The organism is Corynebacterium lemuris (genome assembly GCF_024919295.1).
Taxonomy (GTDB): Bacteria; Actinomycetota; Actinomycetes; order Mycobacteriales; family Mycobacteriaceae; genus Corynebacterium; species Corynebacterium lemuris.
Genome location: NZ_JANWTC010000005.1, coordinates 107,568 through 119,783 on the forward strand (window position 1 = coordinate 107,568; position 12,216 = coordinate 119,783).

The 12,216-nt window shown below is 67.1% G+C and carries 15 protein-coding genes; 10 read left to right on the forward strand and 5 right to left on the reverse strand.

The features are described from left to right. From NYP18_RS08470 to mnhG, 4 genes are read left to right on the forward strand one after another with little or no spacing between them, the layout of a single operon-like run. The gene (locus NYP18_RS08470) at window positions 1-1,719 is read left to right on the forward strand and encodes a Na+/H+ antiporter subunit D (RefSeq protein ID WP_439648077.1); all 1,719 of its coding nucleotides are present in this window, start codon (window positions 1-3) and stop codon (window positions 1,717-1,719) included. Continuing rightward, entirely contained in the window at window positions 1,716-2,225 is a 510-nt protein-coding gene (locus NYP18_RS08475; RefSeq protein ID WP_259427758.1) for a Na+/H+ antiporter subunit E, read from the forward strand. Before NYP18_RS08470 ends, NYP18_RS08475 begins: the two co-directional genes overlap by 4 nt. A gap of 1 nt (window position 2,226) precedes the next feature. Next, on the forward strand, window positions 2,227-2,502 hold the full coding sequence (locus tag NYP18_RS08480; RefSeq protein WP_259427759.1) for a monovalent cation/H+ antiporter complex subunit F: 276 nt from the start codon (window positions 2,227-2,229) through the stop codon (window positions 2,500-2,502). Between the two features lies 1 nt (window position 2,503). Further along, window positions 2,504-2,884 (forward strand): monovalent cation/H(+) antiporter subunit G, encoded by a 381-nt coding sequence (gene mnhG / locus NYP18_RS08485; RefSeq protein ID WP_259427760.1) that lies wholly within the window; start codon window positions 2,504-2,506, stop codon window positions 2,882-2,884. Window positions 2,885-3,012: 128 nt separating this feature from the next. On the opposite strand, the gene NYP18_RS08490 is transcribed toward mnhG, so the two are convergent. From NYP18_RS08490 to NYP18_RS08505, 4 genes are read right to left on the reverse strand one after another with little or no spacing between them, the layout of a single operon-like run. Continuing rightward, entirely contained in the window at window positions 3,013-3,513 is a 501-nt protein-coding gene (locus tag NYP18_RS08490; protein WP_259427761.1) for an alpha/beta fold hydrolase, read from the reverse strand. Further along, the gene (locus tag NYP18_RS08495; protein ID WP_259427762.1) at window positions 3,506-4,645 is read right to left on the reverse strand and encodes a glutamate--cysteine ligase; all 1,140 of its coding nucleotides are present in this window, start codon (window positions 4,643-4,645) and stop codon (window positions 3,506-3,508) included. The genes NYP18_RS08490 and NYP18_RS08495 overlap by 8 nt, the downstream gene beginning before the upstream one ends. Then, complete coding sequence (locus tag NYP18_RS08500) at window positions 4,645-5,331, reverse strand: LytR C-terminal domain-containing protein (RefSeq protein WP_259427763.1); 687 nt, start codon at window positions 5,329-5,331, stop codon at window positions 4,645-4,647. The genes NYP18_RS08495 and NYP18_RS08500 overlap by 1 nt, the downstream gene beginning before the upstream one ends. A 10-nt stretch (window positions 5,332-5,341) precedes the next feature. Further along, window positions 5,342-5,614, reverse strand: a complete 273-nt coding sequence (locus NYP18_RS08505) for a DUF3263 domain-containing protein (RefSeq protein ID WP_259427764.1) — start codon at window positions 5,612-5,614, stop codon at window positions 5,342-5,344. Here NYP18_RS08505 and NYP18_RS08510 point away from each other — a divergent pair. The 6 genes from NYP18_RS08510 (at window position 5,613) to NYP18_RS08535 (ending at window position 11,429) form a co-directional block, all read left to right on the forward strand. Continuing rightward, entirely contained in the window at window positions 5,613-6,197 is a 585-nt protein-coding gene (locus NYP18_RS08510; RefSeq protein ID WP_259427765.1) for a peptide deformylase, read from the forward strand. The genes NYP18_RS08505 and NYP18_RS08510 overlap by 2 nt on opposite strands. Beyond that, the gene (locus tag NYP18_RS08515; RefSeq protein ID WP_259427766.1) at window positions 6,198-7,196 is read left to right on the forward strand and encodes an N-acetylglutamate synthase, CG3035 family; all 999 of its coding nucleotides are present in this window, start codon (window positions 6,198-6,200) and stop codon (window positions 7,194-7,196) included. A 136-nt stretch (window positions 7,197-7,332) separates the two neighbouring features. Further along, window positions 7,333-7,752 (forward strand): VOC family protein, encoded by a 420-nt coding sequence (locus NYP18_RS08520; RefSeq protein WP_259427767.1) that lies wholly within the window; start codon window positions 7,333-7,335, stop codon window positions 7,750-7,752. A 51-nt stretch (window positions 7,753-7,803) separates the two neighbouring features. After that, the gene (locus tag NYP18_RS08525; RefSeq protein ID WP_259427768.1) at window positions 7,804-8,625 is read left to right on the forward strand and encodes an exodeoxyribonuclease III; all 822 of its coding nucleotides are present in this window, start codon (window positions 7,804-7,806) and stop codon (window positions 8,623-8,625) included. A gap of 5 nt (window positions 8,626-8,630) precedes the next feature. Beyond that, window positions 8,631-10,118, forward strand: a complete 1,488-nt coding sequence (gene cls / locus NYP18_RS08530) for a cardiolipin synthase (RefSeq protein WP_259427769.1) — start codon at window positions 8,631-8,633, stop codon at window positions 10,116-10,118. A gap of 87 nt (window positions 10,119-10,205) precedes the next feature. Beyond that, a complete protein-coding gene (locus tag NYP18_RS08535; RefSeq protein ID WP_259427770.1) occupies window positions 10,206-11,429 on the forward strand; it encodes a Na/Pi symporter in 1,224 nt (407 codons plus the stop codon). A gap of 25 nt (window positions 11,430-11,454) precedes the next feature. On the opposite strand, the gene NYP18_RS08540 is transcribed toward NYP18_RS08535, so the two are convergent. Then, complete coding sequence (locus NYP18_RS08540; RefSeq protein WP_259427771.1) at window positions 11,455-12,216, reverse strand: multidrug ABC transporter permease; 762 nt, start codon at window positions 12,214-12,216, stop codon at window positions 11,455-11,457.

Sequence of the window (12,216 nt, forward strand, 5' to 3'; positions counted from 1 at the left end):
ATGTACCCCTTCGTGGACGCGCTCCTGCCGTACATGCCCTTCCTCATACCGCTGCCGGTGATCCTGCCCGCGGTGGCCGCCGCCCTGGCGCTGCTCGCCGGCCGCCACCCCGCGCTCCAGCGCACCATCGCCCTGGGCACGCTGACTGCCCTCATCGTGCTCACGGCCTCGATGGTGCTGGTGGTGGACCTGGAGGGTATCCAGACCGTGCAGCTCGGCGGTTGGGACGCACCCATCGGCATCACCCTGGTGGCCGACCGGTTGTCCACGGTGATGCTCACCGTCTCCTCCGTCGTGCTGTTCTGCGTCATGTGGTACGCCATCAGCCAGGGAGTGCGCGACGGCGGCAAGGATGAGCCGGTCGCGGTGTTCCTGCCCACCTACATGCTGCTGAGCATGGGCGTGAACATGTCCTTCCTGGCTGGCGACCTGTTCAACCTCTACGTCGGCTTCGAGGTCTTCCTCGTCGCCTCCTACGTGCTGCTCACCCTCGGCGCCTCCCCCTCCCGCGTGCGCGCCGGTGTCTCCTACGTCATGGTCTCCATGGTCTCCTCCATGGTCTTCCTCTTCGGTCTGGCCATGGTCTACGCCGCGGTGGGCACGGTGAACATGGCCCAGATCGGCCTGCGCATGGACGAGGTGCCCACCGGCACCCGGGCCGCCATCTTCGGTGTCCTGCTCGTGGCCTTCGGCATCAAGGCCGCGGTCTTCCCGCTGGACGCCTGGCTGCCGGACTCCTACCCCACCGCCCCTTCCCTGGTCACGGCCGTCTTCGCGGGTCTGCTGACCAAGGTCGGCGTGTACTCCATCATCCGGATGCGTTCGGTGGTCTTCACCGACGGCGCACTCGACCAACTGCTCATGTGGGTGGCGTTGGCGACAATGCTGGTGGGCATCCTCGGTGCGATGGCGCAGAATGACATCAAGAGACTTCTGTCATTCACACTGGTCAGTCACATCGGCTACATGATCTTCGGCATCGCGCTGGGCTCCTCCCAGGGCTTGTCCGGTGCCATCTTCTACGCCGTCCACCACATTCTCGTGCAGACCGCCCTGTTCCTGGTCGTCGGACTGATCGAACGGCAGGCGGGCACCTCCTCCCTGCGCCGCCTCGGCTCCCTGGCCTACACCGCCCCGGTCATCGCGCTGCTGTACTTCATTCCGGCGATCAACCTGGGTGGTATCCCACCGTTCTCCGGCTTCCTGGGCAAGATCATCCTGCTGGAGGCCGGCGCCAACGAGGGTGGTTTCCTGGCGTGGCTGCTCATCGGCGGTGCCGTGGTCACCTCCCTGCTCACCCTCTACGTGATGGTGCTGGTCTGGTCCAAGGGTTTCTGGCGCGACCGCAAGGACGCCCCCGAGGGCAACGTCGCCATGGCGCGCCCCGCCCCGTTGGCCGATGTCACCGACGAGGTCGAGTTCGTCGAGCGTGACGACGTCGGCCGCATGCCCGTCGGCATGGTCGCCTCCACCGCGACCCTCATCGCCGCCTCCCTGGCGGTGACGGTGCTGGCCGGGCCGATCGCCGGAATCACCGGCCGCGCGGCGGAATCCGCCCAGGACGTGAACATCTACCGCACCGCGGTGCTGGGCACCAACGCCGACAACCCCGGCCGCACCGTCGACCAGCAGCGCCTGGATGACGGATCCGACCGCCTGCGCAACCGTGACCACCAGCTGCCCGAGCCGCAGCCCGCCATTGAGGAGGCCCAGCAGTGATCGCAGGAATCCGCCGCCGTTTCCGCCCCTGGTTCATTGTGTGGATCACCATCATGTGGTGCATGCTCATGGGCGAGGTCACGTGGGCCAACATCATCAGCGGCCTGCTCGTGGGCGCCCTGGTCGTCTTCGGGCTGCCGTTGCCCGCCATGCCGATCGCCGGGCTCCACGTGAAGTGGGGTCAGCTGATCCTGTACATGCTCGGCTGGCTGCGGGACCTCATGGTCGCCTCCGTGAAGGTCGCCTGGCTGGCGTTGCGGCCGGCTGATCCGCCGCGATCAGCGATCGTGCGGGTACCCATGCGGGTCTCCAACGAGCTGGTCCTGTCCTTCGCCACCGTGCTCTACAACCTGCAGCCGGGCGGTTCGGTCAGTGACATCGACATCGCCAACCGCATGTGGACGGTGCACCTGCTCTCCGCCGACGACGAGGAGTCCCTGGCCCATGAGATCGAGAACGTCGCCCGGCTGGAACGCAGCATGATCCGCATCTTCGAGAGGAGCTGACATGGACGCCGCACTCTACAACTCACTGCTGCTGATCCCGGCGGGATTCTTCGCCCTGTCCTTCATCATCATCATCTGGGGCATCCTCAAGGGACCCAACTCCATGGACCGGATGCTCAGCTTCGACGGCTTCATCGCCATGCTGCAGTGTGCCCTGGCCACCTACATCGTCTGGACGCTGGACACCACCGTCGTCAACGCCATGCTCGTCATCGCGCTGCTCGGCTTCATCGCCTCCGTGTCCGTCGCCCGCTTCCGCAAGAGGGACGGTTCCTAGATTGACCTACCAACTGTTCGCTGACGTCACCTCCCTGATCCTCATCCTCGTCGGGGCCTTCCTGGTGTTCTCCGCCGCCGTCGGTGTGGTGCGCTTCAAGGACACGATGTCGCGCATCCATGCGATCACCAAACCCCAGACCACGGGGCTGATCCTGACGATCCTCGGTGCCCTGCTCAAGGTCACCGGTTCCCCGTCCTTCGGTATCGACGAACGCGCGGACCTCGGGGTACTTGTCCTGCTGGTCGTCTTCGCGGGCATCACCTCGCCCGTCACCGCCCAGCGGCTGGGACGTGTCTCGCGCCGTGAGGGTCTCTACGGCGCGGCCGAGGACATGTCGCGTAACGACGCCCCCACCGAACGCTCCCTGCGCCGCCGCTAGGCGGGCACTGTCGGAAAATATCACGTCAACGAATTATCTGAGCCTCGACCACCTGGTTCTATGGTGAAAAATGCATTTGTTGACGTGACATTTTCCGGCGCTTCGGGCGGACCCTTCTCCAGAGCCCCTCAGGCGGGGTGTTCCGCCAGGAAGGCGGCGATCCGGGCGACGAAGCCGGCGGGGTCGGTGCGGTGGTCGGTGTCGTCGAGAAGCAGCGTCGGTGCGGTGATCGCCGCGACATCGAGGTCACGGGCGGCCGCCACCGATTCCACGAGCGCGTCCTTGTCCACACCACGGCGGCGCAGCAGGAAGCGCGGCAGGAGTTTCACCGCCCTGACGTGCGTCTCCTCCGGCCGGGGCAGGCCGGCGAGCACGACGTGGCTGACGCGGTGGGGCTGTTCCTTTGCGATGCCCGCCGCCACCAGCGCCCCCGTGCCCTGGCCGACCAGCACCACCTTCCGCAGCTCCTGCCGGTCGAGGTACTGCTCGGCCGCGAGACGCTGCTCGACCGGGGAACCGGACCCCAGGTTGGGCAGCCAGGCTTTCCAGCCCGAGGGCAGGGCGCGCACCACACCGGTCCACGTGTCCGGCATCAGCCCGGCCGGATGCAGCAGAACGATGTCAGGCATCGGGGGTCAGTTCCTCCATCTCGTCGCAGGTGGCGTCAATGACGGCCTTCCAGTCGCCGGTCTGCTGGAACACCCGGCGCTGGCGCTGATAACCGGCGCCGCGCTCCAGGATCTCCGGGACGAGGTTGAGCTCCGCCAGGCAACCGAGTTCCTCGGCCAGGGGGGTGAGCTCATCGATGAGCTCCGCCAGTTCCTGGGTCACCCAGCGCTCATCGGTGTCACGGGAGGTGATCACCAGGGCCTCCAGGCCGTAGCGGGCAGCGCGCCATTTGTTCTCGGCCACGTGCCAGGGCTGCAGGATGGGCAGCTCCTCACCGCGGTCGATCATCCGGTCGTAGTGGACCACCAGGCAGTGCGTCAGCGCGACCACCGCCGCCAGTTCCCGCAGGTTGGAGGTGGCGTCGGAGACACGCACCTCGATGGTGCCCCAGCGGGAGGCCGGCCGGATGTCGAAGTGCATCGACCCGGTGTGGTTGATCACGCCGGAGATGCCCTGGTCGTGCATGTAGGACTCCCAGTCCGCCCAGGAGGTGAACTGGTAGGGCATGCCGGCGGTGGGCAGCTGCTGGTAGAGCATGGTGCGGTTGGAGGCGTAGCCGGTGTCCAGCCCGTCCCAACCCGGTGAGGAGGCGGTCAGCGCCAGCAGGTGGGGGTACTTCGTCATCAGGGCGTTGATGATCGGCCACACCCGGTCCTCGTGCCGGATGCCCACGTGGACGTGGATGCCCCAGATGAGCATCTGCTGGCCCCAGTAGCGGGTGCGGTTGATGATCTCCGCGTAGGTCATCTTCGCGGAGACGGGGTTCTTCCGGAAATCCGAGAAGGGGTGCGAGCCGGAGGCCCACAGGCGCAGGCCCAGCTGGTCGGCGGCCTCCTTCACGCAGGCCAGATCATGGGAGAGTTCGGTGATGGCCGCCGGGACCGTCCCGTGCACGCCGGTGACCAGCTCGACGGTGTTCTGGAGGAATTCCTTCTCCAGGTGCACCTCAGGGTGGGCGGCCTTGACCAGGTCGATGATCTCCTCGGCTTTCGGTGCGAGGTCACGGGTCTCCGGGTCGACCAGCGCGATCTCCCACTCAACGCCGAGGGTGGGCTGCGGCGAACGCGCGAAAGGGATTGGTTCGACGGCCATCAGAGTGCCACCTGGTCGACGAGGACGAGCGTGAGGTCATTGCGGCCGTCGGTGCCCTCCGGCAGCGCCGGGTCGTATTCGCGGGCGACACCGCGGACCCGGTCAGCCAGCTCGCGGGCGCGTTTCTCCGTGTCCGCGTTGCCCGGCTGGAAGAAGACGGTGGTCTCCGGGAGGATCAGGTCCGACAGATTGCCCACCTCGCCGAGGCGGTAGCCCTCACCGTCGAGGGTGCCGGCAACATCGGCGGCCAGGTTGGGTACCAGCGAGTTGTTGAGCACGTGGAGACGCTGCGGCTCAGCCGCCACGCCCCCACCGCGCGGGGCCGGCTGTGACCGCTCCTCACGTACCTCTTCGTCGCGTTCATCCTCGACAGCTGCCTCCTCACCGGTGGCCCCTTCCTCCGCCGCCCCCTGCTCCGGGTCCTCCCCGGCTGCGGCCTCCCCCTCCTCTGGGGCGGTCGCCGCCGCGGTGGCGGGTGCTTCGGTGGTGACCTGGGCGGCGGTGTCGGTGGAGTCGTTGCCCTGGGTGGTGGCGTAGAGGCCCCACATCGCCAGGAGGGCAGCCACGGCGATGAGGACCATGGCCAGGCCACGCAGGGGCAGTCTCGAGGCGGTGCCCTCGGTGCCTTCGGTGCCCGGTTCCGATTCGGTGGCGGTGGGCTGATTCTCCGGATTCACATTCGTCACAGTAGTCACTCTAGCTTTCTTCTTCACCGGCAGCGCGCTGACGTTCCTCCGCCCGCCTGTCGCGGATCCGCCGCAGACGGGCGGTCAGGACGGGATGGGAAGCCATGGCGGCGGGGACATCGATGAGCAGATTGAGGCGCTGGTAATAACGCACCGGACTCATCCCCAGTTCCCGGCGGATCAACTCCTCCTTCACACCCGCGGAGCGGGGCGCCTCTTCCTCGAAAGCGAGGAGGCGGGCGTCGGCGTCGCTGAGTTCGGGCATGCCTAAACTATATTCCATGACGATCCGCCCGATTGTGATCCACGGCGACCCCGTGCTGCACAACCCCACCCGCCCCCTCGACCCCGCCGACATCCCCAGCGAAGAGATCCAGACCCTCATCGCGGACATGTACGAGACGATGGACGCCGCCAACGGCGTCGGCCTGGCCGCCAACCAGATCGGTGTCGATCTGCGCCTGTTCGTCTACGACTGCCCCGACGACGACAACGTCCGCCACCGGGGCTGCGTGATCAACCCCGTCCTGGAGACCTCCGAGGTCCCGGAGACCATGCCCTCCGACGACGGTTCCGAGGACGAGGGCTGCCTCTCCGTCCCCGGCGAGGGCTGGCCCACCCCCCGCGCCGACTGGGCGAAGGTCACCGGTCTCGACGCCGAAGGCAACCAGATCGAGGTCGAGAGCACCGGTTTCTTCGCCCGCTGCCTCCAGCACGAGGTCGGCCACCTCGACGGCTTCCTCTACACCGACGTCCTCATCGGCCGCTTCCGCCGCCAGGCGAAGAAGACCATCAAGGCCAACGGTTGGACCGTCCCCGGCCTGACGTGGCTGCCCGGCGAGGACGAGGACCCCTTCGGGCACTAGATGGGTATCTTCCGATCCGACGAGGTGGACATCGGCGACCGCGTGGTCGTCCGGCGGCGGCTCCCCGGCACCCCAGGCCACTACACCGACGTCATCGGCCACGTCCTGTCCACCGATCCCCTGACCGTCCGACCCCAGTCCGTCGGCGGCCTGCCCTCCTCGGCGCCCGCGGTGGAGATCCCCGCCGAGCTGGTGCAGGTGGTCAAGCGGCTCTCGCCACGGACCATCCGCAACTCGGATATCCGCGCCGTCGAGGTCGCCACGGCCAAGGCCTTCCCCGGCATCGAACACACCTGGACCACCGACGGCCAGTGGCTCATGCGGGCCGGTGACGGCATCACGGAACGCTCCAACTCCGCCGCACCCCTGGGCCGTTCCGCTGGTTTCGCCCCCCTGCCCCTCGAGGAGATCGCCGCTTTCTACCGGCGCCACGGCCTGCCGGTGAAGGTGCTCATCCCGGAACGTATCGGACGTCCGGCGGAGAAGCTCGTGGAGGCCGGGGGCTGGGAACTCGGCCCAGAGATCATCGTGATGACCCGTTCCCTCGGGGATCTGCCCGCCCCGGAACAGGACCCGGGGCTGGTCTTCTCCGTCGACGACCAGCCTGATGAGGACTGGCTCGCGCTCTACAACTTCCGCGGCCGCCCCCTGCCCGTCCATGCGCTGGAGCTGCTGCGCGGCCAGATCGACGGCCGCATGGGCTTCGGCCGCCTGTGCACCCCGGCAGGGGAGACGGTGGCCATCACCCGCGGCACACTGACTCCCTCGGAGGATGACCGGCTGTGGCTGGGATATTCCGCCGTCGAGGTCGCCGCCGCCTATCGACGCCGCGGTCTGGGCACCCGACTCGGGGCCGAGATGCTCAGCTGGGGCGCCGCCAACGGGGCGACCGACGCCTACCTGCAGGTCATCGCCACCAACACCGCCGGCCGCGCCCTCTACGCCAAGCTCGGTTTCATCGAGCACCACCGGCACCGCTACGCGCGGATGCCGGACTGAGGATCCGCCCCGTGGCCCCGGATGCGGAGGGCCCGTCCGGCAGCTGCCCCGGCGCCCCTGGCACCGCACCCGCCAGGGCCCTAAACTGTGATGTGCGACACCAACTGCCGCTCCACCCCTATCCCGGGAGCCCCACATGACCATGCAGTTCAGCCCCAACATCAGTTTCCCCGGCAACGCCACCGAGGCCCTCCGTTTCTACCACGAGGTATTCGGCGGTGAACTCGACATCATGACCTACGACGACATGCCGGACATGGAGCTTCCCTTCGAGCCCCCGGCCGGTGCCGTCGCCCACGCCACCCTCAGCTCCGGGACCGTGTACCTCGCCGGCGGGGATGCCATGGGCCCGGACGCACCGGACCTGACCTCGGATGTGTATTCCTTCCTCCTCCAGTTCGACAAGGTCGCCGAGGCCAGGGATTACATCGTCCGCCTCACCGCTGGCGGCGGTAAGGTCACCATGGCCTTCGAGAAGGCCCCGTGGGGCGACTACTACGGGCAGGTGACCGACCAGTTCGGTGTCGTCTGGATGTTCAACGCCGCCGACGACTGATCCCCGCACCACCGGCCCCCGCATCCGTGCAGCGCAGGTAGTGTGTACGGCATGCGGATCGTCAACTGGAACGTCAACTCTGTGCGCACCCGCGCCGACCGGATCGTGGATTTCCTCACCCGCCACGATGTGGATGTGCTGGCGGTCCAGGAGACGAAATGCTCTGACGAACAGTTCCCGTATGAGCGCTTCCACGCGGCCGGTTACGAGGTCGCCCATGAGGGCAGCAACCAGTGGAACGGCGTGGCGATCATCTCCCGGGTGGGGATCGCGGACGTCGAGAAGCAGTTTCCCGGACAGCCCGGCTTCGACAAGGACCCGAACAATCCGCAGGTCGTGGAATCCCGCGCCATCGGGGCGACCTGCGGCGGGGTACGCGTCTGGAGCCTCTACGTGCCCAACGGCCGGGAGATCGCCGACCCGCACTATGACTACAAGCTGCGCTGGCTGTACAACCTCGGCTTCCATGCCGAGAATTCCCTGCGCCGCGACCCCCACCAGCAGACCGTCTATCTGGGCGACTTCAATATCGCCCCGCTGGACGAGGACGTGTGGGACATCTCCTTCTTCGACGGCAAGACCCACGTGACGGAGGCCGAGCGGGTCGTCTTCGAGGGCCTGCTCGACACCGGACTCGTCGAGGTCACCCGCCCGCTCAGCCGTGAGCGCTTCACGTACTGGGACTACAAGGGGCTGCGCTTTCAGCGGGGCCAGGGCATGCGCATCGACTTCCAGCTGGCCACCCCGACACTGGCGAAACTCGCGCAGCGGGCTTTCGTGGACATCGAGGAGCGCGCCGGCAAGGGTGCCTCCGACCACGCACCGGTAGTCGTCGACTACGTGGATGAGCCGAACTTCGACGAGGTCCGTTAGCCGCCGTGAACCTGGCCCTCGACCTCAGCGGCTGGCAGCTCGTCGGCCTGATCATCGACTACACGATCAAGATCCTCGCCATCGGCCTCGTACCGGAGGGCAGGAGGCCGAGTTCCTCGACGGCGTGGCTGCTGGCGATTCTCCTGCTGCCCTTCGTCGGCCTGCCACTGTTCCTGCTCATGGGTTCGCCCTACATCAACCGGCGCCGCCACCGTATCCAGCAGGAGGCGAACGTCATGGTCGAGGACGTCCAGTCGGACGTCCCGGACTGGCCGGCGGGGGCGGACCTGCGGCCGGCGGTCCAGTCGATCACCCGGCTCAACCGGCGCCTGACCAACCTGCCGGCCGTCACGGGATACAACCACGGCGTCCTCGGTGACTACGACGAGACCATCCGGAGGATGGCGCAGGCGGTGGACGAGGCCGAGAGCCACGTCCACGTGGAGATCTACATCACCGCCTGGGATGACACGACGGATGTGTTCTTCCGCGCGCTGGAACGCGCGGTGCAGCGCGGGGTGAAGGTCCGGTACCTCTTCGACCAGATCGGTTCGATGAAGTACCCCGGCTACCTCAGGCTGGGCCGCCGCCTCACCGGGATCGGGGTGGACTGGCGACTGATGCTGCCCGTGAAGCCGTGGCGGCTGCGCTTCCGTCGGCCGGACCTGCGCAACCACCGGAAACTGCTCATCATCGACGAGCGGGTGGCCTTCATGGGGTCAATCAACATGATCGACCGTTCCTACCTTGTCCGGGGCAATATCAGGGCCGGTCGGCAGTGGATCGACGTGATGGTCGAGCTGACCGGGCCGGTGGTCGCGTCCATGGCCTTCGTGTTCGCGGTGGACTGGTACACGGAGACCAACGAGATGCTCGACGTCTCCCCACCCCTGGAGGGGCCGGACAGCGCCGGCCCGGAGGACAACCTCAACATCGTGCAGCTGGTCCCCTCCGGCCCGGGCTACACCACCGAACCCAACCTCCGGATGTTCAACTCCATCCTGCACCTGGCCCGGCACCGCCTGGTCCTGTGCTCGCCCTATTTCATCCCGGACGAGTCCCTGCTGGAGGCTGTGACCTCCGCCTGCTACCGCGGGGTGCAGGTGGACCTGCTGGTCTCCGAGCAGTCGGACCAGTTCATGGTCCACCACGCGCAGTCCTCCTACTACCAGACCCTGCTGGAGGCGGGCGTGCGCATCCACTTCTTCCCCGCCCCCTACGTGCTGCACTCGAAGTTCATCCTCGCCGATCCGGGGATGGAGGGCAGCTCCATCGGCACCGTCGGCTCCTCGAACATGGACATGCGCAGCTTCGGCCTCAACTACGAGTCGACCCTGATGATCACGGAGGGCAACCTGCTGGTGCAGCTCGATGAACTCGCCCAGGCCTACCTGGCTGTCTCCCGGCAGCTGTCGCTGGAGGAGTGGAACGACCGGAGCTTCGCCCGGCGGTACCTGGACAACGTCATGAAACTGACATCCGCCCTCCAATGACGGTCAATCGTGAAAAACGACCACTGGTGATAGATTCAGGTGTACGTGCGCTGTCCTGAAGATGTCCGGAAAGTTAAGGGGTGAGGCATGACCGCTGGACGTACCCGTCCCATCCCCCTGCCCGGCACGCAGCACTTCATCAACCCCCGCAAGATCCCCGCTGAGCGGGACTTCGTCGCACTCTCCACCTTCGGTGCCGCCGTGCGCTGGGCGGGGGTCGCCGGTGCTGTCCTGATGATGATCACGGCGATCTACCTCATCCTCGACGGCGCCCAGGGACTGAGTACCGGCACCGTGGCCAGGCTCTTCGAACTGGCCACCAACCCCTTCATCGGTCTGCTCATCGGCATCCTCGCCACCGCCGCCATCCAGTCCTCGACGACCGTGACCACGCTGACCGTCGCGGCCGTGGGTACCGGCGCCGTCTCGGTCCCCGTGGCGATCCCGATCATCCTGGGCGCGAACATCGGCACAACGGTCACCGCCTCCCTGGTCGCCTTCAGTTACGTCGGCGACCGCGCCAACTTCCGCCGGGCCTTCACCTCCGCCTCGCTGCACACGTGGTTCAACCTCACCTTCGTCTGCCTCATCTTCCCCCTGGAGCTGCTCTTCCATCCGCTGCAGCGCTTCACGAACCTGGTGGCCGACTCCCTGCTCGCCGAGGGCACCACCGGAACCAGCCGGGGCCTGTTCACCATCTTCTCCCCGCTCATCGGCGCCATCGGCACCGATGGCCTCCTCGGATCCCTCCTCTCCCCCTACGTCGCAGCGGTGGCCGGTATCGTGCTCGGCGTGGTGCTGGTTCTCACGGCGGTGCGCATCCTCAACGCCCAGCTGTCCGTCCTCACCGCCGCCGCCACCCGCACCCTGCTGGAACGCTCCTCCGGTGCCTCCGATGCGCTCGGGGTGTTCTCCGGGACGGTGGGCACGGCAGCCGTCCAGGCCTCCTCGATCACGGTGTCCTCGCTGCTGCCCTTCGCGGTGTCGAAATCGCTGAAGCTGCGCGAGATCCTCACCCTCACCCTCGGCGCCAACGTGGGCACCACCCTCATGGCACTGATCACCGCCCTCGCTGTCCCGGGTTCCCTGGGTCCCTATGCAGTCCAGGCCGGACTGGTGCACGTCACGTTCAACACCACGGGCACGCTGCTTGTCCTGCTCATCCGTCCCCTGCGTGAATGGCTCATCCGTCTGGCCGAGCTCTCCGGCCGACTGGCCGCGCGCGGCTACTCCTACGCCGCCACCGCCATGCTGCTGGGTTACTTCCTCATCCCGGCAGTGGTCATCCTGATCTACACGTTCCTGAGCTGAGCCCCGCCGGCCGCACCAGCAGGATCTAAGCGTCGCGGCGCTGGAGCACCACCACACCCGCCACCCAGGCCACCACCGCCCAGGCCAGGAAGAAGGCACCGGAACCCTTGACGTCCCACGCAACCCCATCCAGCGCGAAGTCGTTGACGAAGGCGTCGAGATTCTGGAAGGGCAGGTAGCGGACGATATCGTGGCCCACCTTGGGCACGAGACGGAAGATCTGCTCCAGGCCCATGAACCAGATGAGCATGAGCGCCACCGTGCCGGCGGTCTGCCGCAGGAGCAGGGCCACCCCCTGGCTGAACATGACGATCATCGCCGCCGCCGCGGGGTAGACCCACATGATCTCCTGCGCTGCGGGGTCCTGCAGCGGCTCGAACATCGCCGCCGCTGACGGCGGGGCGAGGGTCTTCGCAATGAAGAATGCCGCGACCACCACGAGGAAGGTCAGGGCCGCCGCAAAAGCCGCGTACAGCAGCAGCTTCGCCAGGGCCACGGTCCACCGGCGGGGTGTGGCCAGGAAGGTCGCCGACTGCAGCTGGTAGCGGTATTCGGTGGTCACCAGCATGATCGACTGGATCATGAGTACGGGGAAACCGATGAGGTACACCGCCGCCACCGTCGAGGAGGCCCACAGGGTGGGGAAACCACCGTCCGCCTCCATGGTCGTGGAACCGGTCAGCGCCGCCCAGCCGAGGGCCAGGCCGATGAATAATGCGGTGGTCCACCAGAATGAGGCCGTCGTGCGCAGTTTGGTGAACTCCGCAGCCAGCGTGTTGAGGAACAT

Coding starts and splice junctions, on each gene's coding strand:
- NYP18_RS08535 (WP_259427770.1), top strand. CDS start 10,206: ATGACCGCTGGACGTACCCGTCCCATCCCCCTGCCCGGCACGCAGCAC.
- NYP18_RS08515 (WP_259427766.1), top strand. CDS start 6,198: ATGGGTATCTTCCGATCCGACGAGGTGGACATCGGCGACCGCGTGGTC.
- NYP18_RS08510 (WP_259427765.1), top strand. CDS start 5,613: ATGACGATCCGCCCGATTGTGATCCACGGCGACCCCGTGCTGCACAAC.
- NYP18_RS08525 (WP_259427768.1), top strand. CDS start 7,804: ATGCGGATCGTCAACTGGAACGTCAACTCTGTGCGCACCCGCGCCGAC.
- NYP18_RS08505 (WP_259427764.1), bottom strand. CDS start 5,614: ATGGAATATAGTTTAGGCATGCCCGAACTCAGCGACGCCGACGCCCGC.
- NYP18_RS08470 (WP_439648077.1), top strand. CDS start 1: ATGTACCCCTTCGTGGACGCGCTCCTGCCGTACATGCCCTTCCTCATA.
- NYP18_RS08490 (WP_259427761.1), bottom strand. CDS start 3,513: ATGCCTGACATCGTTCTGCTGCATCCGGCCGGGCTGATGCCGGACACG.
- NYP18_RS08495 (WP_259427762.1), bottom strand. CDS start 4,645: ATGGCCGTCGAACCAATCCCTTTCGCGCGTTCGCCGCAGCCCACCCTC.
- NYP18_RS08540 (WP_259427771.1), bottom strand. CDS start 12,216: ATGTTCCTCAACACGCTGGCTGCGGAGTTCACCAAACTGCGCACGACG.
- NYP18_RS08520 (WP_259427767.1), top strand. CDS start 7,333: ATGACCATGCAGTTCAGCCCCAACATCAGTTTCCCCGGCAACGCCACC.
- NYP18_RS08480 (WP_259427759.1), top strand. CDS start 2,227: ATGGACGCCGCACTCTACAACTCACTGCTGCTGATCCCGGCGGGATTC.